We start from the raw sequence: 23186 nt of genomic DNA, 5'->3' as shown, positions 1-23186 counted from the left end.
CCCAATGCCCAATGCCCCATGCCCCATGCCCCATGCCCAATGCCCAATGCCCCATGCCCCATGCCCAGCAGCACCTCATCTTTCTGAGAAATACCTAAGTCTTGTTGCGGCAAAAATTCCCTATCCGAAACAAAAATTCATAAAGTGTTGTTGCAAACTTCTATAAAAATGTTTAAAACTCCCGCAAAACCTACTTGTGAACTCTAAAATTATAAATTTACAGTCAGTATTGACAGGCTGTCAAAGTATTTTTGGACAAGTCGTAATAGCAATCTCCCGAGGCATCAAATGAGTAACATCCAAAACTATCGCCTTAAATGTACCCTCACCTTTGGCGACATTTACGGTCAAATCATTGTTTGGCTGATAGTCATCTTCCTGAGTCTAGCGTCAGCACTCGCCCTGTGGAGCAGCGCCCGTCAAATCTACGCCTTGGCTACAGTCGGCTTGATTTTAGTGCTGTCTCTGCCCTTCTTGCTGTTTGCTTTCGTTACAACTCTGCTAAATAACATTCAAGTGCTTTCGGTAGACCCCGCCACAGAATATCAACCTTCTGCAACGGGAAATCAATCCAATCAGCAGCCTATAGAAACCATCGGCTAGTTTAATTTGAAATTTTAACTTTTGATCTTCCATTCCAATCAAAAGTTAAAAAACTTCCCGATCTTTTGATAGGAAGTTTTTTTTTGCGTCACGATAAGTTGAGGAGAACACTCAAAATTACTTAAACAATGCTGGAACACGACGTAATCATTGTAGGCGGCGGTTTAGCAGGTTGCCGCGCCGCTGTAGAAATTGCGCGGACTGACCCCAGTCTCAAGGTAGCAGTTGTTGCCAAAACTCACCCGATTCGATCGCACTCCGTCGCAGCCCAAGGCGGCATGGCCTCCAGCCTGCAAAATGTCGATCCCGAAGATAGTTGGAAAGCCCACGCCTTCGACACAGTAAAGGGTTCAGACTATTTGGCAGACCAAGACGCAGTAGAAATCCTCACCCGCGAAGCCCCCGGTGTAGTCATCGATTTAGAGCACATGGGAGTCCTCTTCTCCCGCCTAGAAGACGGCAGAATTGCCCAGCGCGCTTTCGGCGGACATTCCCACCGCCGCACCTGCTACGCCGCCGACAAAACCGGTCACGCCATCCTCCACGAATTGGTCAACAATCTGCGCCGCTGCGGAGTTCACATCTATCAAGAGTGGTATGTCACGCGCCTGATTTTGGAAGCAGGCCAAGCCAAGGGCGTGGTTATGTTCAACCTGATAGACGGCGAAATTGCCGTCGTGCGCGCTAAGGCGGTGATGTTTGCGACGGGGGGTTACGGTCGGGTTTACAACACCACCTCGAACGATTACGCCTCGACTGGTGACGGTTTGGCGATGGCGGCGATGGCTGGATTGCCGCTGGAAGATATGGAATTTGTGCAGTTTCACCCGACGGGTTTGTATCCGGTGGGAGTGTTGATTTCCGAGGCCGTGCGGGGCGAAGGTGCTTATCTGATTAATTCCGAGGGCGATCGATTTATGGCCAATTACGCCCCGTCGCGGATGGAATTAGCGCCCAGGGACATTACATCGCGATCGATTTCCCTAGAAATTCGCGCCGGCCGAGGAATTAATCTCGATGGTAGTGCAGGCGGCCCCTTTATTTACCTCGATTTGCGGCACATGGGACGCGAAAAAATCATGAGCAAAATACCTTTTGCTTGGGAAGAAGCCCACCGCTTATTAGGAATTGATTCTGTCAACCAACCGATGCCCGTCCGCCCGACTGCTCACTATTCAATGGGCGGAATTCCAACTAATATTGATGGGCAAGTTCGCAGCAGTGCTGACAGTTTGGTAGACGGTTTCTTTGCAGCCGGCGAAGCAGCTTGCGTCTCAGTTCACGGCGCTAACCGTTTGGGCAGCAATTCGCTGTTGGAATGCGTTGTTTACGGCAAAGTTACTGGCGCAACCATAGCACAATTTGTCCAAAATCGCAAGTTGCCTGAAGTAGACGAACAGCGTTATATTGACGAAGCTCAAGAACAAATTCAAACACTTTTAGACCGTCCCGGAAAATATCGAATTAATCAAATCCGGCAGCAGTATCAAGATACGATGAGTGAGTATTGCGGAGTATTTCGCAGCGCTGAATTGATGCAGGAAGGTTTACAAAAATTGGAGGATTTAGAGCGACAATATGAGGAAGTTTACTTAGACGATAAAGGCAAGTTGTGGAATACGGAAATTGTGGAAGCTTTGGAATTGCGGAGTTTAATCGTTGTCGGCAAAATGATTTTAACTTCTGCTTTGAACCGGCAGGAAAGTCGGGGAGCTCATTCGCGGGAAGATTTTACTCAGCGGGATGATGAGAAGTTTTTGAAGCATACGCTGGCCTATTATTCACCTGCGGGGATTGATTTGGCTTATATGCCGGTGGCAATTACGATGTTTGAGCCGCAGGAGAGGAAGTATTGATTAGTAGGGTGGGCGATGCCCACCTTACTAATAGTCTGGTCAGAGAAGTAAACACAATCTACTAACTTGGTCATTTATTCAACTTTGGGATATGACTGTAAACTTGGCAGTGTTATACTGCTTTGATAGGGTATAATTCCCAAGTTTTTGGAGTTATACCGCACCGATAAGCAATTAATCTGCCGTGAATGATGAACTCTGAGGAATTGTTACAGCGGTACTCTGCTGGAGAAAGAAACTTTAAAGGAGTCGATTTGGTGGGTGCGAATTTGCACGATGCCAATTTAGAAGGAATTAACTTGCATAGTGCTAATCTCTACTCCGCTGGCTTGCAGGGTGCGAATTTGGAAAGAGCAGTTTTGGATAATGCAAGGCTGGATAATGCCGAGCTAGAAGGAATTAATCTGGAGAATGCTAGCTTAGTCGAAGCCGATTTGAGTGAAAGCACCTTGGAGAGGGCGAATTTGACTAACGCCGACATGAGAGGTGTTAAACTATATGAATCAGTTTTGGAGAAGGCCTGCTTAAAAGGAGTGAATTTAAGAGGAGCTAATGCTGCTTTCGCCTTGTTCAACGGTGCTAACTTGAGAGAGGCTGATTTGCGAGAAATTCGATTATTTGATGGTTCCTTAGAAGGTACAAATCTCATGGGGGCTGACTTGAGTGGAGCTAAGTTGGATTACGTAAATTTCAGTAGATTTCTCTATGATTCGGAAACTACTTTTGACGATACATTTTCTCCTCATTCAGGTGCAATTTATATCGGGGCTGAAGCCGATTTGAAGGGCATTGATTTAACAAATACCGATCTAAGTGATGCTGATTTGACTGAGGCTGATTTGAGCCGTGCAAATCTGAGCGGGGCTGATTTAAGTCGTGCTAACCTCTTCCAAGCTAATTTAGAAGGCGCAAATTTAGACTACACCGATTTAACTGACGCTGACCTCGAACAAGCTAATTTAATTGATGCTCAGACCCGCATGACTATCTTTTGCAATACTGTTATGCCTGATGGTACTATGTTGTTAAAATGATTGAGAATTAATTTTAAACTCGTCTCAGGAATTCTCCATATCACAACTAAAAAATGCTAGCTTAGGATAAGTATTGCTAAAATAAATACAAAATATCGTGATTATAAGTAGAAAAAAAATATGAGTAAAACGACACAGACCTCTCAATTCCAGCAAGCTCTTGAAGCTGTAGAAGTTTTATCATTAGAAGACCAAGTCATGCTTCTAGATATTCTTCAGAATCGTCTGCGACAACAGCGACGAAATGAATTACTCAAGGAAGTAGCAGAAGTTCGTCAAGAGTATGCTGAGGGCAATGTTAAATTTGGGTCGGTAGCCGATTTGATGGCGGAGTTGGATGATTGATGAAAATTGGTTGGACTCCCAAATCTATTCGTACTTTCAAAAAGTTACTTCGTAAAAATCCTCAGCTTCGCCTTTTAATTGAAGCTACGCTTGAACTTTTGTCTGAAGACTGCTTTAACCCCAGCTTGCGAACTCACAAACTGACAGGAGATTTATCGGGTATCTGATCTTGTTCAATAGATTATGATTATCGGATTTTAGTTGAGTTTGCGATCGATCCAGAAGATGAGGAGGAAGCTATTTTATTACTCAAAATGGGTTCTCATGATGAAGTCTATTAAGCCCGATCGCCCTTTTCCCCAATTCTCTCTCACTATCTCACTCTCCACCATCCTCCCTGACTTCCTCCACCGATAAACCCAACGCCTCCGCCACCTGTGGGGCACTCAAACCCATTCCCAACAACCGGGGAATTGCAGCCCTTCTTGCCTGAAATTCAGCTTTTCGTGCCTGTTCTGCACTGTCGGCTCGCAGCCTTTCTTGCTCGGCTCTTTCCCGCTGCTGTTCCCCCCACAATCTCTCCAATTCTGCTCTTTCATCGCCAATCAACAGCAAATTACCTTCCTCGTCCCACCAGCGCAGCCAAAGCATGGTTTGATTTTGATAACTTCCTTGCCAAAGTCCCAATTCTACGCCTAAAGGTGCAATAGGAAAATGACCGCGCTCGTTAAGTTCTAACAGTTGATAATACCCGTCAATTAACCGATAAACTTCTAATTGCCCGCTGTTAATTTCGTAGATGCCGTAATAGGGAATTCGCATCACCTGTTCGTAAACCCAAAACTTTCCCGGTTTCGTTAACACCCCTTCATCAGTACGTGATAAAGGAGTACGGTTGCGCTCTTCATCGCCATTTCCGCTCGCAAATTCCAACGCAATTAACGGTGCTATGTGTTCCCGCCACAGCACGTAGGAACGACGAATTTGACCGTCAATATTAGGAGGTACATTCGGAACATAAAACCAATCAGGAGCTTCTGCACCTTTTTCCGGCGGCTCGGTTTCTCGCCAGTAAATGCCGCAGTCTTGACCGATCGCATATTGTCCGTCAGGATGCCGATCCTGCAAAATTAGTCCGATCGAATCAGTTAAAATTAAACTTTGCGGATGCTCCTGAAAATTTTTCACAAAAGTACCATCCGACTCTGGTAATTGAGTGTGATCTGGAAAAGCAGGAGGTAGAACAACGCGGTCAACGCTTTGGGTCATAATTCCCTCCGAAGTCTTGCTTAATTCATAATATCATGTCTGCGGTCACGATGGCAATTAAATAGGTTTGCAGTAAAGAATGAAGTCCTTACAAAAATCTGAGGACTTTAGTCCTTTTTACAAACTTTACAACCATTGTTTGACCGAATACGATCTAATTTAAGACTGGAATAAAACAATACATTTTGAGTTTTAAGTATTGATTTTTTCACTTAAAACTCAAAATTCTTTCATGCAAAACTCTCCTTAAGGCTGAGGTAGCGCACCTTCAGGACTTGGGGAAGCCGCTGGTTCTGGAGATGCCGCTTCTGGACTCGCATCTGCCGCCGGAGAAGGCGAAGGAGTGCCGCTAGCTAACTGATTAATTTGGTCTTTGTAGTTAGGAGGAGCTAACTCACTAGCTTTATCGAACAGCGTTTTTGCTTCGTCAGTTTTGCCTTGTTCCTTAAACACGATCGCCTTGGCTAAAGTCGGGCGAAAATCTTTCGGATTCGCCTTAGCCGATTCGTCATAAATCGCGATCGCCTCATCGTAGCGCTTCTGCACAGCATAAACCTGTCCCAAAATCAACTGCACCGAAGTTACATCAATACTTCCGGGTTTTGCCTGATTTTGCGCCGGAGCGGCCTTGAGCGTATCTTGCAGCAGTCCGATCGCAGCTTCGGGCCTTTGCTGCACCAGCAGTAAATTCACCAACCCCTGCAAAGCCTTAATTTCCCCAGGTTTAGACGCCAAAATTGACCTGTAAGCCTGAGCCGCCCCTTCGCGATCGCCCGTGCGTTCCTTCGCCTGAGCCAGCAAAATCCCGTATTCAGTAGTCTCGGGATTCAGTTTAGCCAACTTTTCCAAAGGCGGGATCGCATCCTTAATATCCCCCACTCCCTGTCCGATCAACTCCAGCCGTACCTGCAACAACCCCCGCAGCGCCGTTACATTGTCAGGTTCGCGCTGCAAAACCAATTCGTATCCCCTCACCTGATCTTGCAGCAACTGTGCTTGCTTCTCACCAGAAGGCGCAGTCTGAGTAGGCGTTGGAGTCGATGTAGCGGTTGTTTGACTGCTCTTGAGAATACTGTCCAAAATTGGAACCAGAGAAAATCCCAAAAAAGCGATGAGCGAAAGCACCACCACCACACTAATCAACCCGCGACGCTTGTTTGCTTTTTCCATAATTCAACTATCCCAACTTAAAATCTACTATTTTCTAAGAATTAACCCATCGCCTAGGGGCGTCTGCGATTTAACCCCATCCGTGTAACCATAAAAGTTCTTAACTTCAAAGTGCCAATTCACAAACCAGTCTTTTGCTTGCAGCTAATATGGTAACAGACCCGCAACTCCACGCTCGTCAAACAATTTGGGACACAAAGACCCGCAGCCCCAAAAACTGCGACTTTCGTCCAATTTAGTTTGGTCGAGCTAACAATTACCGAAAAGATGGCGGATCGACCCGCTAGGTAATTGGAGTAAGTAAAATAAGCAAGCTGCTCCAAAGAGATTGGAACGGCGCCTTGAGGCTTTTCCTCAAAGCATTGCGAAATATTGCCTGGTTTGATGCTCAGGTATTCAGCACGTGTTCGATCGGGATATATCCTAGATTGTCCGGGCTCGAAGTATCTGAATATCCTAAATGCTATTAGCCACCAGTGCCAGTTTTCGCCCGATCGACCCGCTCCTGGAGTTAGCAACTCTCAAACTCTTTGCCAACAAGGATTAGAGCAGCCCGCCCATCCCGGAGCGATCGATCGCTCGTAGCGAAGTTTAAAACTGGCGTTGATGAATCAAAACCAAACTTTCCGGCGCAAGCCCTAAGTTTGGTGCTAGTAGTTGTGAAATCAGTTTCTTCAGTTTATTCCTAATTTCCCTTAAGGGATGTGTCTCCGCTGCAAGGAGTTTTTTATGAACCCCTCTCCCAACCCGTCTTCCAAATCGTCCAAATCTACTTCTGCTCGCAAGGCTCAGCCAAGCGAGCCCGCCGTGAATCAGCCCGCAGTTACAGCCTCCGGGGCCGAGACACCAGACGAAAGTCCCGTGTCTCCTCCGCCATCGCCGGCTGCACCTGTTGACCTAGATCGATCGCCAGCGACAACAGACGCACCAGCGTCAACAGACGCACCAGCGTCAACAGACGCACCAGCGTCAACAGACGCACCAGCGTCAACAGACGCACCAGCGTCAACAGACGCACCAGCGTCAACAGACGCATCAGCGTCAAAGGATACGCTGCAACGACCCCGCTACAGTTCTGCCCCCGACAAGGACAAAACAAAGCCAAAAGACCCGCCGAGCAATGCTCCTGAACCCTCCGCGCCAGCAGCGCCGTCGGAATCTGCCAGCAATACTCCATCAATCGCAGTCTCCGTGCCCGCAACAGGCGAGCCAGCAGCTAACGAAAGTCAGGCCGACGATGACCTACCCTCGGTCATGCGCCAACATCCCATTCCACCCCCCAGCGAACCCAGACAGTACCGAGCTGTTGGTTTGGTGCGGGGCCGCTACACCCAATCTGAAGAGCAATTCACCAGAGGTATGCTGATTGCTGCCGACGGAACTGCTATCGACGCAGTTTTGCTTGGTAGAGTCATGAGTTTAGTCAAAAATCACCTGGATCTGGAACAAGAACACCTGTGGGTGGTCTATCCCCGCACCAGGCAAGAAGACGGCAACTTGCACGCCCAGATTATGGGAGTTTGGGAGCCGGAAACGCTCAAGAAATCTCCCGAAGTGTCTTCGGATGAGGAAAATCTGGAAGCAGGCGAGATTGAGGCTAGCAGCGAAGCATCGACGGCATCTGTGTCGCCCTCGGAACCTGATGTTGAAGATGGCTATTTTTCGATTCGAGGCGAGGTGATTTATCAACAATCGCAAGAGGAAGAAAAGTATGTCATCGTCAAAATCAAGCAAGCTCCCCGCAAGAATGACGACAAGATGAAGTTTTTTAAGCTGAAACTCAAGGGGGATGTAGGAACAAAGGCGATCGGATTTTTTTGGGATTTCCACGTCAAATTGAAAGCTGAAAGTCTGACGATCGAGCAGGCTAACAATATTGGCGCCGTGCCGATTAAGAAGCGGAAATTCCCCCCCGGCAGCAAGCCGCCCGGTGGCTACAAAGGAGGGGGAAACAAGCGTCCGTTTACTCCTAGGCCCAGCGGTGACGGTGCTCCTGTAGGGCGTCCTACCATCAAGTCCGCAGCAGCAGCACCTGCTGTTCCCAAGGAACCTCTTCCTAAGCCGGTTAAGAAGCCTAAGCCCGAGGAATAGGGCCAGATTGGAGATTTGAGATTTTCGGTTAGTGCGTCTGGTTAATCTAAAATCGGCAATCTAAAATCTTTTATTCCAGCCGGACTTGGGCGCCCCACAAATCTTGCGGGAGAAATACTCTGTCGGTGGGTAGGGGAGCAACTGGGGCCGTGAGGGTAAATTGACCTGCTTCAATTTGCTGCTTCAATTCCAATGCTACTTGCCGCGAGAGAAACATACTCGCCAAGGGGGCCGCCCGCACCGGTTTGCCCTCAATGAGAATTCGACCAGTTTTTAATTGAGCGTAGCTGACTAAACCGAATGTGGGACGAACGCGCCGGGGGATAGAGAAATCTACCACCGGCGCTACTATTTTTTTGTCGGAGACTGCACAGTTGGCTACCACTGTTTCGTTTAAGACTGGAAAAGGGATGCCGACTCCCAGCATCAGCGACGGGCCGTAGTTTTTGAAGTAGCAGCCGCGCACCCATTTGGAGTTCATTTGTTTGGCGTCGCCGATGAGTGCGAGGGTGGCGGCTGGGCCGATAGGGGTGCCGTTGGGCTGGCGTTTTTGCAGCGGGAAGTGCTGGGTTCCTTCCCAGGTGATGTAGCCCTGAGCGCCTCCCAGCCAGATGCGGGTGCCGATGCCGATGAGTTGGAGGTGGGGGTCGTTGAGCAGGGGTGACATGGCTCCCAGGCTCGAATACACGGCGTTGCCGAGGTTTGGTTGCAGGGGGCCGAGGTAGGTGAACAGCGGGCGATCGCCCCCGTTAACTCCCACAATAAAGTTTTGATAGGCGTTCCGGGGATTGAATAAATAAAACTGGTTGATGGTATCGCGGGTAATTGTGGTTTCAAAGGAGGCGCGGGGGTAGCAATCTGTGACTTGCCCCAAAGCTCGCAACTGCACGGGTTTCCCGGCGATTAAGTCTTCGATGACCTGTCCGCCTCCCCGTTCCCGGGATTCTTCGCCGTCTTCGGCTACTTGGGTGGCTCCCAAGTACAGGTCTACAGCCCCAAAGCCGGAGTATGCTAAAACGCCGTCTAGCCAGCACTGGCGGATTTTGATCGGGGGATCGGTATGGCCGAGGTTGATGATGGCACCGGAGGATTCCATCGGCTCGAAGGTGCCTGCGGTAATCACATCGACTTCTTTGGCGGCTTGGCTAATGCTGGTTTCTTGGACTCGGTTTTTGAGTTCTTCGATTGTCCAGACTGTCGCTTTGCCTTGGCTGATTTTATCGTTGATTTCGTCGATAGATCTCATAATTTTAGTTTTAGTTTTTAGTTTTTAGTTTTATTGATCGATACCGTTCATTTAAGTAAACCGTATTGTTTTATTGATGGCGATCGAGTTGCTAAATTTGTAGTCAGGACTTAAGTCCTCAATCTCGAATCAAGAAGGGAGCATCTCGGGCCTTGAAAAAAGCATTTTTTATTGTGCGAGTCTTGCACCGCGAACTCGCGGGGACAGCACTATTAAATGCAAAATCCAGATGCTCCCAGTCAAGAAGGAATTCAGTTCTCACTCTGATAATCAAGAATGATTGAAGTCCTCACTACCAACCTGAATTATCGATTAACAGTATCGTCATTTTCTGCTTGGTCTGCGATGTCTGTTTTTTGTTCTGGAAGGGTTTCTTGTCTGTGATGTTTTACTCCTAGAGACTCATATTCTTCGTGAATAGCCGAATCTATTGCTGCTAAGGTTTGAGGATTCGCGTTCCATTGGTTGAGAATGTCTTTAATTAATACTTCCCTAATCCAAACTTGAGCTACAACGGTGAGGGGGAGGGCAAGTAATAGTCCTAAAAATCCAAAAAAGGTGGCGAAAAATACTTGAGAAATTAATGTTACTGCTGGCAGCAATGATACTTGCTGTGCCATGACGTAGGGAGTAAGGAGGTTGCTTTCAAACTGTTGAATTAGAAAGTAAAGAATTAAAACTAAACCAGATTGTAAGGGAGAGTCTAAAAGTGCGATCGTCATTGGCGGAATGACGCTCATCGTGGGGCCAATATTGGGAATCAAGTTAAGAAATCCTGCTACTACAGCGTGAGCTAACGGTAGGGGAACTTGCAAAATTGACAAACCAATTAAGCTCAACAAAGCAATCACGCTCATGCTAATCAGAGCGCCGATGACCCATCGACCGAGAGCTATTTCGCATTCATCTAAAATACCATCGATTCGTCGGCGGTAAAAAGAGGGAAATAGTTGTATAAATGCTTTGCGGTAAGAGAGGGGATCTGCTAAAGTCATCAAGGTCAAAACTAAGACCAGCAAAAAGCTGAGAATAACCCCTAATGTGTTGCCGACAAAGGCTCCTGCACCGCCAACGAGTTGGTTGAACAAGGGTTGCAGTTGTCGCATAATATCGTTAACATCAAGATTCGGCAGCCTTTGCTCGAATTGTCCCGAGAAGCGAGCTTCGATTTGATCTACCCAGTCGTTTAGTTTAGCGATTCCTTCAGGTGCTTTTTGGGTCAGTTGTTGGAATTGTAGGGCAAAGGGCGGTACAATTATCAGGAACAAGCTTACCAAAACCAGGACTAAAAAGCTAATTGATAAAAGTACGGCGATCGACCTTTTGAGTCGGAATTTTTGCAAGTAGCGTGCTAGTCTGTTTAAGGCTGTGGCTAAGACGATAGCGGCAAAAAGCAGCAGCAGGGCTTGTCTGATTTGCCAGAGGATGTAACAAGATGCGATGAGGGCTAATAAGCCCATCCACTGTCCTAGCTTCATTAGATTTTAGATATTAGATATTAGATTTTAGATTGAGGAATAGAGTATGGGGAATTACTGCTTGCTAATTGCTCTGCAGCCCAGAAGCGATGAATCGCCTTTATATCAAGATACATCAGATGCGCGCGATCGCATCTTGAATCGGATACCCCTACTCGGACATTAGCATAAGCAGCCACCTCAATTCCCTTTTGCGAACACCTGCTGCGCTGTCAGCTTCAATTCTGGGAAAGTTGGGGACTCAATACACTCGCCCCCTCGGAACAGTTTGACTTGGTATTCCCCGTCAATTAGTTGGTAAACCGAAAAAGTAGGTTGTTTGGGGTTGCCAATAAACCGTCTGCCGCCCAATCCTAGATAGTCTATAATCCAATATTCTTGAATACCCATTGACTCATATGCCTCAAGCTTTAGGGCATAATCATCACCCCAATTAGTGCTAGTTACCTCGACGATTAGGGGGACTGATGAGCCCATTGTGATAATTGATGATTTCTCCCATCGCGGCTCGTTTCCAATGGTTTGTTCGTTAAGTACAATAATATCTGGTTCATATCCCGATTCCTCGCGCATGGGTTTGATGACGCATTCTTTGGGGATGAAGTAGGGCAAATTGAGACGCTCAATCTCTATTCCGACTTTCAGTGCGGTAAAACCGGCTACTTTAGAATGTTTGCCTGTTGCTTTTGGCATCTCAACAATCTCTCCATTGTGCAATTCGTAGCGGTGTTCTGAATTTTCAGGATACCAGTCAATGAATTCATTGAATGTTACTAATTCTGTTATGCTTTGAATCATGGTGAGTGCCTTTAGTTTGGTTTCGATAGGTGTACGGGGAATTAAGATTTTGGCAAAAACATAGTCTTTAGACCTAGTGTAGATCGATCGCACTTTTTGATTACGTCTCTACTGCTGCTGTTGGCGCGATCGCCAGCCGAGGATGGCAGCTAAGATGATACTGGGGGTAAAGACGGCGATGAGAGCGTTGAGGTCGGTAGAGGGGATGGATAAGCTGGGCCCTGCGTATTTGATGGCCAGGGAAAGGGCGGCGGAGAGGGTGAATACTTTGAGGATGGGGCTGATGTTGCTGTTCATGGAGGTGGTGGTTGGTTGTATAATCAGGGATTCAGATTATTATGGCAAGTATGTGTTGCGGCTTGGCGGGCGATCGGCTATTTTCTGAGATACTAAGGTAACTTGCCAGCGTTGAGTGTAATTGAAAATGGATCACCAAAATTTAGAGTTAATAGAAAACATTCGCCAGCAATTTGACAATACTCCTTTTCCCAGAATCCCCCTGGAACAATCTCCAAAAGACAACAGTGAATTGCTCTACCTTCATAATCTTGTCACTGCTTACTACTTCAGAAATAGAAAAATTATCAATACTTCCGGTAAAGTTATCCTAGATGCGGGATGCGGCACCGGTTATAAATCCTTGGTTTTAGCTCTAGCCAATCCCGGAGCGAAAATAGTAGGCATCGATTTATCAGAAGAATCTGTGAAACTAGCTGAGCAACGTTTACAGTATCATGGGGTTGCTAATGCAGAGTTTTATGCTTTGAAAATAGAAGATTTACCAACTTTAGGGTTACAGTTTGACTATATTAATGCTGACGAAGTTCTGTATCTCTTGCCGGATGCTATTGCGGGATTGCAAGCGATGAAGTCAGTTCTGTCTCCAGACGGAATTATCCGCACCAACCTTCATAGTTCAAATGGTAGAGCCGGAGTATTTCGTGCTCAAGCTGTTTTCAAAGCAATGGGATTAATGGATGGAAGTCCGGGAGAATTGGAGATAGAAATAGTCCGGGAAACAATGGAAGCCTTGAGAGATGAAATAGGGCTCAAGGCGGCAGGGTGGAATGCCGATCGCGCGCAGGATGAGGGATGGATTATGTCTAACTATTTATTGGTGGGTGATAAAGGTTGTAGCATTCCTGAAGTGTTTGCTATGTTGAGAGGTGCTGATTTAGAGTTTATTAGTATGGTGGCTTGGCGCAGGTGGGAGTTGATGGATTTGTTCAAAAATCCAGATGATTTGCCTCCGTTTTTGGCGATGAGTCTGCCAGAAGCTTCTGTGGAAGAGCGGCTGCATTTATTTGACTTGTTACATCCCCTGCACCGTTTGTTTGATTTCTGGTGCGGCAATCCAAATCGAACTCAGGCTTTTGTGCCCGTGGCGGAATGGACGGAGGCCGACTGGCGGGAAGCACGGGTACACCTGCACCCTCAACTGAGGACTTCCCAGGTGAGGGAAGACTTGAGTAATTGCATTGACAGCCAGACGCCGTTTGAGATTAGCCGTTATATTATTGTGCCAACTCTAGCGCCAGTGGCACTCAATAGTACAATGGCGGCTTGTTTGCTACCTCTGTGGGAGGGGCCGCAGTCTGTGGTATCCCTGGTGGATCAATGGCTCCAAATCCGCTCTCAGATGGCTGTTAACCTAGAGCCTGTTACTGAGGAGACAGCCTTTGAGGAAGTCAAGGAACTGTTAATTAGGCTAGAAGTCTTTCTGTATGTGCTTTTGGAGTGTTAACACCGGGAGTTGAAAAAAAATTGCTCTGGGGTGATATTAAAGCGCCGACAACTGGGTAAGTTACATATAAGAGTTAGAAACGAGCATCCCAACCCCTCAAGGAGAAACAAATTATGAAGACTGAATTTAAAGCCAAGTTCCTGCAACAGCTCAACAAAAGAAGACAGGAAGAAGGTTTTACACTGATTGAACTCCTGGTTGTTATCATCATTATCGGTATTTTGTCTGCTATTGCTTTGCCAGCCTTCCTCAACCAAGCAAACAAAGCCAAGCAGTCTGAAGGCAAACAGTATATCAGTTCAATTAACAAGGGTCAGCAAGCATACTACGCAGAGAATACTAAGTTTGGGAGTAACGTTACAGTTTTAGGTCTTGGTCTGAAAACTGCTACCACAAACTACAGCTACGTTGTAAGTAATACAGCATCAAATGCTACTGCCCTGGCAAACCCTGTTAATCAAGCGGCTCTCAAAGGATATGCCGGCGGTGTAGGACTGGTTGAGGCAGGTGAAGCAAAAACCACCCAGAGCATACTTTGTGAAAGCCTCAGCACGGGTAATGCTAGCACCCCAACTTATGGAAACACAGGTGTAACCTGCACGGGTACTGACAAGTTAGTGACCAAGTAGTTTCCGAACTTAACCATAATTTCGGGTTCAGGATAGCGGGTAGACCTGTAGGGACTACCTGCTTTTGTATAGTAAATATCTTTCCTAATTATTTTTGGGGTGGCATATTTCCTGCCCTTAATAAGTCTTTGGGAAGAGGTCTAATATTTAAATACTATTTTTGAGCGGCTAAAGGTATGTTTTCCAGTAATTTATCGGCTTTAGAATCAGATTGGCAGGAAAAAACTTATCAATTTCTGCTTCAAGGAAATTATATCCAGGCTGCCAACCTCTACGAACAGGCAATTGAATGCGAACCAAGTGTCAAGTCACATTACTGGCAGCTAGGATTAATGTTGCTATTGCAGGGACAAGAGGCGGAAGCTCAGACTACTTGGCTGCTGGGAATGGCGGAGGGAGAAGCTGAAGAAATAGAGTCTTGGACTCATGAACTAATAGAAGTTCTGCAAACAGAGGCTGACAGGCAGCGCGATTTGGGTGAATATAAGGTAGCATGGGCAATTCGGCAACACATCAGAGAAATTAATCCTAAAGATATCAATAACTTGTTGCATTCCATAGGGTTATCCACCATGCTGGAAACTTATAGTGGGGAGGAATTGATAGAGTTAGGCGTCATTGAGTTGCTCAAATCAGAATCAGCAGAGGATGTGGACTTTGAGCTATTAATGCAAGTTTTGAAGAACGTCCTCGACAGAGCTCCTCTTTATGCTTCATCATTTGACTTGACAGAAGCCTGTATAAACCATGTCAAAGATACCGAATATTTTCAGAGGATTTTAGTTCCATTTGTTTATGATATTTGCCACTGTGCAAAGCAAGCCGAGTTAGCAGCACGCTTCACCGAACTAGCCTTGCGCCTGTCGCCTAAAGACCCTGAACTACTGGGTACTTTGTCTTCGTTTTATCAAGATTGTGGCGAACATTCTAAAGCAATAGAAACTGCTAAGTTGTACTATTCACTCACGGAAGGATTAGCCAATAAAATTTATGCTAATTTCTCGATAGTACGTGCTTTGATGGGAGAGGGCGGTCGCTGGGAGGAAGTTTGTTTGGCGTTAGAAACCCTGAAGCTCCTCTTAACGTCTATACTAGCAGAACAACCAACATCAATACCTCCGTTTGCTACTGTTCGTTTATATATTTCTGTATTCTTTTTCCCCTATGTTCAAGATAGGGCTCAGGAAAATATCCAACTTAGGCGTCAAGTAAGTCAGCTCGTTGCATTAAATATTGAAAATTATAGAAAGGATTTAATAGAGAAATATCGGCAGCCAAAATCGGCATCTATTAAAATCAATACTCCTAATAAGCGTTTGAAAATTGGATACTTGTCTCATTGCCTGCGAAACCATTCTGTTGGTTGGTTGGCGCGGTGGGTATTTGAGTACCGAGATAGAGATCGATTTGAAGTCAGTGCTTATCTGTTTGGTTCTAAAATGAGCCACGATAACTTAGAAGATTGGTACGTCAGCAAAGTTGATAAAGCCTATAAGTTAGGCATAGATAGTTGCGAAACTGCTGAAAAAATTTACGAAGATGAAATTGATATTTTAGTCGATCTCGACAGCATTACTATAAGCAATTCTTGTGAAATTTTGGCGGTTAAACCAGCCCCCGTGCAGGTGACTTGGTTAGGGTGGGACGCTTCTTGCCTTCCAAATATCGATTACTATATTGCCGACCCTTACGTATTACCTGAAGCAGCTCAAGATTATTATCAGGAAAAAATCTGGCGTTTGCCTCAGACTTACATAGCAGTTGATGGTTTTGAGCTAGGCATACCTACCTTGCGACGCGACAAATTGGATATTGGCAGTGATGCTGTTATCTATTTGAGCGCTCAGAGAGGATATAAGTATAATCCCCATACGGCGCGACTGCAACTGCGAATTATTAAAGAAGTTCCCAATAGTTATTTTTTAGTTAAAGGTTTGGCAGAGCAAGAATCTCTCAAAAGGTTTTTTTTAGAAGTTGCAGAATCGGAGGGAGTGGCACCGGATAGATTGAGATTTTTACAATTGACAGGCACGGAGGGAGAACACCGAGCGAATTTGGGAATAGCAGATGTGGTGCTAGATACTTATCCCTATAACGGAGCCACAACAACAATGGAAACGCTGTGGATGGGCGTGCCGATGGTAACGCGAGTGGGAGAGCAGTTTGCAGCTCGTAACAGCTACACGATGATGATGAATGCGGGTATTTCCGAAGGTATAGCTTGGACAGACGAAGAATATGTCGAATGGGGAATCCGTTTAGGAAAAGACGCTGTTTTGCGACAGCAAATATCGTGGAAACTGCGACAGTCTAGACAAACAGCTCCCTTGTGGAATGGCAAGCAATTTACGCGAGAGCTTGAAAAAGCTTACGAGCAGATGTGGCAGATATATGTGGAGAAAAATCATTGATACAATTTGTGCAACAGGTTGTTGCACAAATTCCTTAACATCTGCAAAGTAATTTACCAACGTTCGAGGAATTAGAACCAGAGTTATCTGCGGTGTCACAAGTAACAGATGAGGAAATTTAGATGTTGTAGAAACAAGCACTAAGGGAAACAGAGGATTGAATTTTATATTTTTAAACTGTCTAATTCAAGTAACGTTATGTTCTCCGCTTGGGCCTGGGCGATCGCCTCTCTATTCTCATTATCCAACACAATTCTACCGTGAAGTCGAGGTATCAAAGCCGAGCGCTGAATTTCGCTTAACAGTCCAATGAGTGCAAGTTCGGGACCGTCGGAAACATCTAAATCTTCCTGCATTAAAAGATTCATCGCCACACTTGATAAAGCCAGATTGGCATCTTCCTCAGAAATCTTGCTCGTTTCTACTAAGAGAGTTATTTGACTTTTGTTGGGATGAGTTGCGATCGCCCTTACTACTCGTTCTAATTCTAAAAAAATAGAATCTTCGGGCTGCGTCCAATCCGGGAAAATTATTAAGTTAATTTCTTTCAAATTTAAACTCACTAAAGTCGCTTCAATCAGAGCTGAACTGACTGTTTTAGCCATTTTTGACCAAGAAAACTTTTTAGCTTGTTCAAACCCAGCAGCAATCAATGAATTGCGTACCTTCGGTTTTTGTACCTCACAAAGTGCATCTGCTAAACCCTCAACATCATCATCGTTCACATATAAAGCAGCTTCTCCAGCTACTTCAGGAATTGAGGCGTTAGGACAAGTAATGACAGGACAACCGCAGGAGAGAGCCTCCAGTACAGGCAAGCCAAATCCTTCATATTGAGATGGATAAACCAGCGCAACAGCACCGGAATAGGATAAGCTCAACTCTTCATCACTCAGTTGCAGGTTGTGTACAACTGTTCCGGCAGTATAGTTCCTCATTTCTTCTTCTAATACAACTCCCCTCCCAGTACAAACAATTTCAAATCCATGTTTAGTGGCAAGTTGAGCAAAAGCCCGGAAGAATAAAATAGGATTTTTATGTCCTGGACGACATCCAACACAAATAAAATAAGGTTTTGAAATACCGTACTTTATTTTAAAACTATTAACTTCTGCTGGACTCGCTGGCGAAAAAACAGCTTCTACTCCGCAATGAGCTACAGTTATACATTCTCTAGGAATTCCTGGGAAAAACTTTGCCAAATCGCAGGCCGTGTTCTCTGAAATAGAAATATAGGCAGTGGCGTGGTCGATAGCATAGTGTTTTTCCCTCCACATGGGAACATCTAAATTCACGTCTAAAACTTCTGGAATCATGTCATAAGCAATAAACACAGAAGGCGTTGAGACAGGGGTTGTATAGTAGCTAGAAATAAAGATGTCTGCCTCGACTTCATCGCAAACTTCCTGAAGAATTGCCCGATCTAGTTCCGTCCGATTGTAGTCGTAAGGGGGTACAAAATAATACTGAATGCCAGGAATTTTAGGAGCTGTACCACCTCTATCAATCAAAATGAAATGTTTAGCAAAACCGTTTTTTGCCCAAACTTCAAGTAAAGAATTCCATACTCTCGCAATTCCAGTCCGATAAAGTTGGAAAAATACAGCATCAATAACTATTTTTGCTAGCTCGCCGGACGGTAGTATAGCCTCCAGATAGTTAGAAATAATTTTCAAGTCTCGTTCTCGATCGTAGATCAAATCATAGTCGAGATCGCTGGTATATTTGCAGTCAATAAACTTCAATCCTTCGCTGGTAAACAGAATATTCCAAGGTCGGATATCAGCAATTTTTGCCTCTTCAGAATTACTAATATCATCTAAAAACTTAAACTCTTTCTCGATTTGAGAACTAATTATTTTGAAATTTGGATATAAAATACTTCCAATTTGATGAAGATCGTAAAGCAGTACACCTGGTATTAAGTTGATTGTTTCGTTCAGATCTTCTTTATAAAGTACATTTTTTCCATTGAGGTTTTGAAGACGATAGTTTCGAGGCTGCACAGGATACCCAATATAGGGGAAGCAACTTTCTCTATGATAATTAGGCGAATCTGCATAGTAAAATTCTCTTTTCAGATCGGCATCGCAATGAGTTGTTGATTCATAATCCAATTTTTCAAAAATAGGCTTATACAACTTCAATTTTTCAACCGTCAACTGTTCTCTCAATATCTCCTTACCGCAAACTTTTGATTCATTGGGATTAGGCAGTTCAATAATCAAAGATTTTGATATCTTGCTGAGTTCTTGCAAAAACTCACTGGCATCCTTCATATGATGCAGAACAGACAGTAATAGAGTTACATCAAAGTAAGTACAAGCTTGCGATGCTGCGTTCAGCCACTCTACAGTAACTTCTGAATTGATTAAAATAACATTAGTTAACTTCTCTACTTGCAATAATTCTTTTTGAAGCTTTGCATAACTAACTTGTTTCTCTACACTAACAAAAACATTATCAGGAAATATTTTAGCTAGTTCTATAGTAAAAAAACCTACATTAGAACCGATATCTAACACCGTCTGTCCGGGTTTGATTAATTTTTTTATGACTTCCAAACGTTCCCAATCATTCTGTCTCACCCCTTCTCTAATCAACTCGCCTTGAAGGTATATCGGTTGATAAATTTCTGGCAATTCATCAATTAATTTATTAATTCTCTCTAGAGTTTTACTAGAAATAGAGTTAGTTATTGTCATCTTTAGTTACCCCTTCTCATTAGTTGTGTGTTTGTAGAATTAGCTTGTGTTTAAACGCACTGCTTTCTTTAGCAGTAATTAACTCTCAGTTAGAAGTCCCTCGCGCCAACGTTCCATCATCTCTGAAAATACTGATGCACTTTGGATTGGGTTAGTTAACACTTGCCAGAAAGAGATATATTTGTCAATTAATTGAGCGGTCAGTTGACCGGATTGAGTTTGACCTCTGTTGACAAAATTATGGCTTTTCGTGCCTGAATGCTGAGCAATAAACTCTCTAAAAGATTCTGAGGATTCCAATACCGGGTTCAAGTTCTCAAGGGGTATAAATATGACATCAGACACCAGGCTAGACTGAGGTTGGAGCTGGTTGGGATTGGGGTTAAATCGTCCCGTTTCAATAGAAATTCCAAAAGGTAGGAACTCAAGATTCACTGAAGATTGATCGGAAATCAAAAGTTCCGCAAAAGGGAAAAGACTGCAAATATTTAGTTCGCGGGGAGCTACAACAAAATTTGGATTGCTGTGGCTCAATAGATACTCCTCCATTTCCTTTACTGAACGTAAGCCTTCCTCATAGGTTTTTTCGTGACCTGGAGGATAAGCTTGACCGGGATTGACATAAATGTGATTTTTAACAATCACATTACACTGAAGTTTACATAAGCGAGGCAGTATCTCTTTCCACTCCCAAGTATATGCCCAGGTAGGAGCATATATAACAGTATGCGGGTAAGAAAAATTTTCGAGCTGCTCCCGAAGGCTGTCATACTTTTCTGGAATTTCCATGCGGTCATACTTCGGCCAACCAACTTCTAAAATCACTCTTTTAGTGCCCAAGGATGGTTGGGCATAACTAGGACTTAATGACTTCTGAGCATTTTTTAGGTGTAAAGAGCTTGGAACAAAAATAATATTAAAATGTCGAAGGCGTTGCTTCTCCACTTCATACACATCTAAGTCTCCCAGGTCATGGGACATATAAAATAAATACTGATAACCATCAGGTGATTTGCAGATTTCCGGGTGATGCTGTGTATGGTCGAGTAATATAGCTGCCTCTGCACCAGTTGGTTTTTGGCTGGGTCCTATTTGCCAGCGACAGTCAAAATGCTGACTCATTTCTTCAAACACAGACATCCCCGCCACAGCTTGTAGATCGTGATAGGCAATAAAGTCTACCCGTATGGGTTTGCTGACAAAAAATGACGGATAATTAATAATTTGATTACTGTTTAGCTTTTTCATAATTTATGAATAAAAACGTTAAATCTATATCGACTATTGCCATAATTTTTGATAGATTGATCTTCTATCACAACCTTAACAGGTTTATTCGCTAGCACTTGTTCAAACCACTCCTTCTTATAGTACAAGTGTTCTAGGTCCCTATACTTCTCTTCATATTCAGCGTCCCCTAATTTGGCTTTTCTCATACTGATAGCTTCCTCCTTTTTGGACCAATCAGGTAAGTCAAAAATTCCGACTCCTTTATTAGCAATCTGTAACATAAGAGACAGAACCTCTGCTGCATATTCACAATCTTTAAAGTAGAAAAAAACCCCATTAGCTACAACAAAATCGAAGGTGGGCTTTTCGGGTATATTAATAGCTTCACCAACAATGATATCTGCTCTAGGCATAATATTTAGGGCAATTTTTGCTAAATTTTCTGAATAGTCAATACCCGCTACTCTGTTTCCTTTTTGGTAGAAGGGATAAAGAAAAGCACCTGCACCGCAACCTACTTCAAATATAGAATCTTTGGCACTGATTTGCAGCTTGGCAGTTAGGCTTTCGACATATTCCATCCAAGCAGTTTCGTCAATTCCTCCCCAGCTTCCATCAAAGCCATCAACTGCAATCAACTGTTGCAGAGTTGACTTTAGGGTGGTTTCTAGCTGCCTTTTATTCCAGATTTTCTGCCAGTTGTTCTGCATGACGTGCCTCCTGTACCCCCTCTATCAGTTTTGTTCACTTTCTTTTCTTTACTAACCCCTACCACTCTTAGTGGTATTTCATGGAAGTTTTGTTTCCTCTGAGGCGGACAGGTTGAGTTCTGCTGCTACGTCTCTGAAGCACTGAAGGAAATTCTGATTGTCTGCTCCATCTCTAACTGCCAATCTCAGGTAAGATTTTTCATCATTAAACCGATTTGATACATCTTTGACATATATAGCATATTTTGACAGCAAACGCTGAGTTAGCAGATCTCTTAAAACCGAACTACATCGCAAGGAAACGAGTAAAAAGTTACCTCCACTGGGATAGACGGTTTCAACTATAGGGATAGTCTGAAGCTGAAGCGCAAATTGATCGCGATCGCTAATTGTTTTACGAAAAGATGCTTGCACTGCATCCCTGTGTTTCAGTATAATTTCCAGAAAATATTCGGCCAAAGAATTAATATTCCAGATGGGGATTCTACTTTGTACATAAGTGTTGAACGCTGAGTTTGAAGAGTATACATACCCCAACCGCAACCCTGGCACTCCTAACGTCTTGCTTAAGCTGGCAAGCAGAATTATGTTAGATAGTGGGGCTTCTTCAAGCATAGGTAAAATGCTGCCATGTTCCGAAAAATCAATAAACGACTCATCTAGCACCACCAGAGTCTCAGGACGTGCAGCAGCAAAATCATAGACCCACTGAGTTGGCAGGACTGATCCCGTGGGGTTATTCGGATTAACAATTACAACAACCTCACATTCCTTAACTTTTTCAAGGATATCTGAAACTTCTATACCAACTCGATCCAAATAAGTAGTTGCCTTGGGAAAAATTTTTGGATACTCAGCAAATGACGGGCAAGGTAAGAGCGCTTGTTTGCCCGCCAAATATTGTTCCAAGATGGGATAAATTTGCGACACGCCATTGAGAACGATAACTTTGTCTTCCTCGCATAACAGATAGGTGGCTAGTTTTTGATTTAATATGGTTTGAGTAGAACCATAATTGTGGATCAGGCTCGTCAGGTTATTCTTTAGTTCCGACAAAATGGCACTGCTTGGGAAATACATATTACGGATAAAACAGTAATCCAAAACATCGTAATTCCAGTAGCCACCATAGGAGCTATCCAAAATTTTTTGTTGGGAAGACTTATCGAAAATAAATTTGGCTATTTTCAAATCGTTAGGATCGTCAATCTCTGCCCATTTTTCACCTTCCTCTAAGATTTCAGCGAAGACTTGACCCTTTTGCATATATATAATTATTCCTAAAATTAACTCATAATAGCAATTATCATCAATAACCTGAGCATAGTATGTCAGTATTTTTTTGAACGTATTATTACAAAAATCTTGCGAAAATTTATAGATATTTAATGTCTTATATTTATCTTTGAAGTCGAAATCAATTCCCTGTAGGTGGGGCGGGATGACGCTAACGATCGCGTGCCGTTCAGGATCCACTGTCACCACAGTACCATCCATCCCACTTCTGTAACGGTCTACAAGTGCTGCATTTTCATGCTGAGAATTGAGTAAACGGGCAATAATAGCAGGATCAAAAATTAAATCCGACTCGATCAGTAAGATGTCCCTATCGATCGTCATATTTTGGAGAGCTAGGGCCATTGAATAAATATTGTTGGTTTCTCTGTAACGCTCATTGTAGATATAGTTAATATCCAGAGAAGGATAACTTTTAGTTAAGTGTGCTTTTATTTCCGCTTCGCGATAGCCAGTGACAATTGTAATCTCTTTGAGATTAAATGCTATCAGCGCATCAATAATTCTTTGAATAATAGTCTTACCACTGATTTTTAACAAAGTTTTATGAGTGTTATTGGTCAGTGGGCGCATTCGCCTTCCATATCCAGCGGTTAGTATAATGACCTTCATATTGCTGTATTTCCTCATT

Annotated in this window: 19 protein-coding genes; 9 read left to right on the top strand and 10 right to left on the bottom strand. The window is 44.1% G+C overall.

Annotated elements, in window-relative coordinates; genetic code table 11:
* Positions 1-288: 288 nt before the first annotated feature.
* The 4 genes from IQ263_RS16150 to IQ263_RS16135 all read left to right on the top strand — a co-directional run bounded on the left by IQ263_RS16150 (position 289) and on the right by IQ263_RS16135 (position 3838).
* Complete coding sequence (locus IQ263_RS16150; RefSeq protein WP_194068351.1) at positions 289-603, top strand: hypothetical protein; 315 nt, start codon at positions 289-291, stop codon at positions 601-603.
* A 128-nt stretch (positions 604-731) separates the two neighbouring features.
* The gene (locus tag IQ263_RS16145) at positions 732-2459 is read left to right on the top strand and encodes a succinate dehydrogenase/fumarate reductase flavoprotein subunit (protein ID WP_194068349.1); all 1728 of its coding nucleotides are present in this window, start codon (positions 732-734) and stop codon (positions 2457-2459) included.
* A 188-nt stretch (positions 2460-2647) separates the two neighbouring features.
* Positions 2648-3493, top strand: coding sequence for a pentapeptide repeat-containing protein (locus IQ263_RS16140; RefSeq protein WP_228050098.1), 846 nt, complete (start codon positions 2648-2650; stop codon positions 3491-3493).
* 120 nt (positions 3494-3613) lie between these two features.
* Complete coding sequence (locus IQ263_RS16135; RefSeq protein ID WP_194068347.1) at positions 3614-3838, top strand: hypothetical protein; 225 nt, start codon at positions 3614-3616, stop codon at positions 3836-3838.
* 318 nt (positions 3839-4156) lie between these two features.
* On the opposite strand, the gene IQ263_RS16130 is transcribed toward IQ263_RS16135, so the two are convergent.
* Both IQ263_RS16130 and IQ263_RS16125 read right to left on the bottom strand, forming a co-directional pair.
* On the bottom strand, positions 4157-5047 hold the full coding sequence (locus IQ263_RS16130) for a Uma2 family endonuclease (RefSeq protein WP_194068345.1): 891 nt from the start codon (positions 5045-5047) through the stop codon (positions 4157-4159).
* Between the two features lie 246 nt (positions 5048-5293).
* Complete coding sequence (locus tag IQ263_RS16125) at positions 5294-6217, bottom strand: tetratricopeptide repeat protein (protein ID WP_194068343.1); 924 nt, start codon at positions 6215-6217, stop codon at positions 5294-5296.
* A gap of 384 nt (positions 6218-6601) precedes the next feature.
* On the opposite strand from IQ263_RS16125, the gene IQ263_RS16120 reads away from it, so the two are divergent.
* On the top strand, positions 6602-6802 hold the full coding sequence (locus IQ263_RS16120) for a hypothetical protein (protein WP_194068341.1): 201 nt from the start codon (positions 6602-6604) through the stop codon (positions 6800-6802).
* A gap of 144 nt (positions 6803-6946) precedes the next feature.
* Complete coding sequence (locus IQ263_RS16115; protein ID WP_194068339.1) at positions 6947-8308, top strand: hypothetical protein; 1362 nt, start codon at positions 6947-6949, stop codon at positions 8306-8308.
* 70 nt (positions 8309-8378) lie between these two features.
* Here the strand turns inward: IQ263_RS16115 and IQ263_RS16110 are convergent, their stop codons facing one another.
* From IQ263_RS16110 to IQ263_RS16095, 4 genes are all read right to left on the bottom strand, one after another.
* Positions 8379-9554: a homocysteine biosynthesis protein gene (locus IQ263_RS16110; RefSeq protein WP_194068337.1), complete on the bottom strand. Its 1176-nt coding sequence runs from the start codon at positions 9552-9554 to the stop codon at positions 8379-8381.
* Between the two features lie 305 nt (positions 9555-9859).
* Positions 9860-11032, bottom strand: coding sequence for an AI-2E family transporter (locus tag IQ263_RS16105; RefSeq protein WP_194068335.1), 1173 nt, complete (start codon positions 11030-11032; stop codon positions 9860-9862).
* A 180-nt stretch (positions 11033-11212) separates the two neighbouring features.
* Positions 11213-11830: a Uma2 family endonuclease gene (locus tag IQ263_RS16100; RefSeq protein ID WP_194068333.1), complete on the bottom strand. Its 618-nt coding sequence runs from the start codon at positions 11828-11830 to the stop codon at positions 11213-11215.
* Positions 11831-11938: 108 nt separating this feature from the next.
* Positions 11939-12127, bottom strand: coding sequence for a hypothetical protein (locus IQ263_RS16095; protein ID WP_194068331.1), 189 nt, complete (start codon positions 12125-12127; stop codon positions 11939-11941).
* 127 nt (positions 12128-12254) lie between these two features.
* On the opposite strand from IQ263_RS16095, the gene IQ263_RS16090 reads away from it, so the two are divergent.
* The 3 genes from IQ263_RS16090 to IQ263_RS16080 all read left to right on the top strand — a co-directional run bounded on the left by IQ263_RS16090 (position 12255) and on the right by IQ263_RS16080 (position 16614).
* On the top strand, positions 12255-13574 hold the full coding sequence (locus tag IQ263_RS16090; protein WP_194068329.1) for a class I SAM-dependent methyltransferase: 1320 nt from the start codon (positions 12255-12257) through the stop codon (positions 13572-13574).
* A gap of 113 nt (positions 13575-13687) precedes the next feature.
* The gene (locus IQ263_RS29365) at positions 13688-14203 is read left to right on the top strand and encodes a type IV pilin-like G/H family protein (protein ID WP_194068327.1); all 516 of its coding nucleotides are present in this window, start codon (positions 13688-13690) and stop codon (positions 14201-14203) included.
* Positions 14204-14379: 176 nt separating this feature from the next.
* Positions 14380-16614 carry an O-linked N-acetylglucosamine transferase, SPINDLY family protein gene (locus IQ263_RS16080; RefSeq protein ID WP_194068325.1) on the top strand — a complete coding sequence of 745 codons (2235 nt, stop codon included), beginning with the start codon at positions 14380-14382 and terminating at the stop codon, positions 16612-16614.
* Positions 16615-16778: 164 nt separating this feature from the next.
* Here the strand turns inward: IQ263_RS16080 and IQ263_RS16075 are convergent, their stop codons facing one another.
* The 4 genes from IQ263_RS16075 to IQ263_RS16060 form a co-directional block, all read right to left on the bottom strand.
* A complete protein-coding gene (locus IQ263_RS16075; RefSeq protein WP_194068323.1) occupies positions 16779-19319 on the bottom strand; it encodes a glycosyltransferase in 2541 nt (846 codons plus the stop codon).
* 78 nt (positions 19320-19397) lie between these two features.
* Positions 19398-20567, bottom strand: a complete 1170-nt coding sequence (locus tag IQ263_RS16070) for a hypothetical protein (protein WP_194068321.1) — start codon at positions 20565-20567, stop codon at positions 19398-19400.
* Entirely contained in the window at positions 20564-21259 is a 696-nt protein-coding gene (locus tag IQ263_RS16065) for a class I SAM-dependent methyltransferase (RefSeq protein ID WP_194068319.1), read from the bottom strand. Before IQ263_RS16065 ends, IQ263_RS16070 begins: the two co-directional genes overlap by 4 nt.
* A gap of 78 nt (positions 21260-21337) precedes the next feature.
* On the bottom strand, positions 21338-23185 hold the full coding sequence (locus IQ263_RS16060) for an aminotransferase class I/II-fold pyridoxal phosphate-dependent enzyme (RefSeq protein ID WP_194068317.1): 1848 nt from the start codon (positions 23183-23185) through the stop codon (positions 21338-21340).
* Position 23186 lies beyond the last annotated feature (1 nt).

The sequence above is a fragment of the Tychonema sp. LEGE 06208 genome (genome assembly GCF_015207505.1).
GTDB lineage: Bacteria > Cyanobacteriota > Cyanobacteriia > Cyanobacteriales > Microcoleaceae > Microcoleus.
This window is presented reverse-complemented; position numbering and strand designations above follow the sequence as displayed.

What these genes read in the sequence shown, in the direction of transcription:
- IQ263_RS16130 (WP_194068345.1), bottom strand. Translation starts at nt 5,047, where the DNA reads ATGACCCAAAGCGTTGACCGCGTTGTTCTACCTCCTGCTTTTCCAGAT.
- IQ263_RS16145 (WP_194068349.1), top strand. Translation starts at nt 732, where the DNA reads ATGCTGGAACACGACGTAATCATTGTAGGCGGCGGTTTAGCAGGTTGC.
- IQ263_RS16140 (WP_228050098.1), top strand. Translation starts at nt 2,648, where the DNA reads ATGATGAACTCTGAGGAATTGTTACAGCGGTACTCTGCTGGAGAAAGA.
- IQ263_RS16125 (WP_194068343.1), bottom strand. Translation starts at nt 6,217, where the DNA reads ATGGAAAAAGCAAACAAGCGTCGCGGGTTGATTAGTGTGGTGGTGGTG.
- IQ263_RS16080 (WP_194068325.1), top strand. Translation starts at nt 14,380, where the DNA reads ATGTTTTCCAGTAATTTATCGGCTTTAGAATCAGATTGGCAGGAAAAA.
- IQ263_RS29365 (WP_194068327.1), top strand. Translation starts at nt 13,688, where the DNA reads ATGAAGACTGAATTTAAAGCCAAGTTCCTGCAACAGCTCAACAAAAGA.
- IQ263_RS16110 (WP_194068337.1), bottom strand. Translation starts at nt 9,554, where the DNA reads ATGAGATCTATCGACGAAATCAACGATAAAATCAGCCAAGGCAAAGCG.
- IQ263_RS16075 (WP_194068323.1), bottom strand. Translation starts at nt 19,319, where the DNA reads ATGACAATAACTAACTCTATTTCTAGTAAAACTCTAGAGAGAATTAAT.
- IQ263_RS16095 (WP_194068331.1), bottom strand. Translation starts at nt 12,127, where the DNA reads ATGAACAGCAACATCAGCCCCATCCTCAAAGTATTCACCCTCTCCGCC.
- IQ263_RS16135 (WP_194068347.1), top strand. Translation starts at nt 3,614, where the DNA reads ATGAGTAAAACGACACAGACCTCTCAATTCCAGCAAGCTCTTGAAGCT.
- IQ263_RS16150 (WP_194068351.1), top strand. Translation starts at nt 289, where the DNA reads ATGAGTAACATCCAAAACTATCGCCTTAAATGTACCCTCACCTTTGGC.
- IQ263_RS16060 (WP_194068317.1), bottom strand. Translation starts at nt 23,185, where the DNA reads ATGAGGAAATACAGCAATATGAAGGTCATTATACTAACCGCTGGATAT.
- IQ263_RS16065 (WP_194068319.1), bottom strand. Translation starts at nt 21,259, where the DNA reads ATGCAGAACAACTGGCAGAAAATCTGGAATAAAAGGCAGCTAGAAACC.
- IQ263_RS16120 (WP_194068341.1), top strand. Translation starts at nt 6,602, where the DNA reads ATGCTCAGGTATTCAGCACGTGTTCGATCGGGATATATCCTAGATTGT.
- IQ263_RS16105 (WP_194068335.1), bottom strand. Translation starts at nt 11,032, where the DNA reads ATGAAGCTAGGACAGTGGATGGGCTTATTAGCCCTCATCGCATCTTGT.
- IQ263_RS16070 (WP_194068321.1), bottom strand. Translation starts at nt 20,567, where the DNA reads ATGAAAAAGCTAAACAGTAATCAAATTATTAATTATCCGTCATTTTTT.
- IQ263_RS16115 (WP_194068339.1), top strand. Translation starts at nt 6,947, where the DNA reads ATGAACCCCTCTCCCAACCCGTCTTCCAAATCGTCCAAATCTACTTCT.
- IQ263_RS16100 (WP_194068333.1), bottom strand. Translation starts at nt 11,830, where the DNA reads ATGATTCAAAGCATAACAGAATTAGTAACATTCAATGAATTCATTGAC.
- IQ263_RS16090 (WP_194068329.1), top strand. Translation starts at nt 12,255, where the DNA reads ATGGATCACCAAAATTTAGAGTTAATAGAAAACATTCGCCAGCAATTT.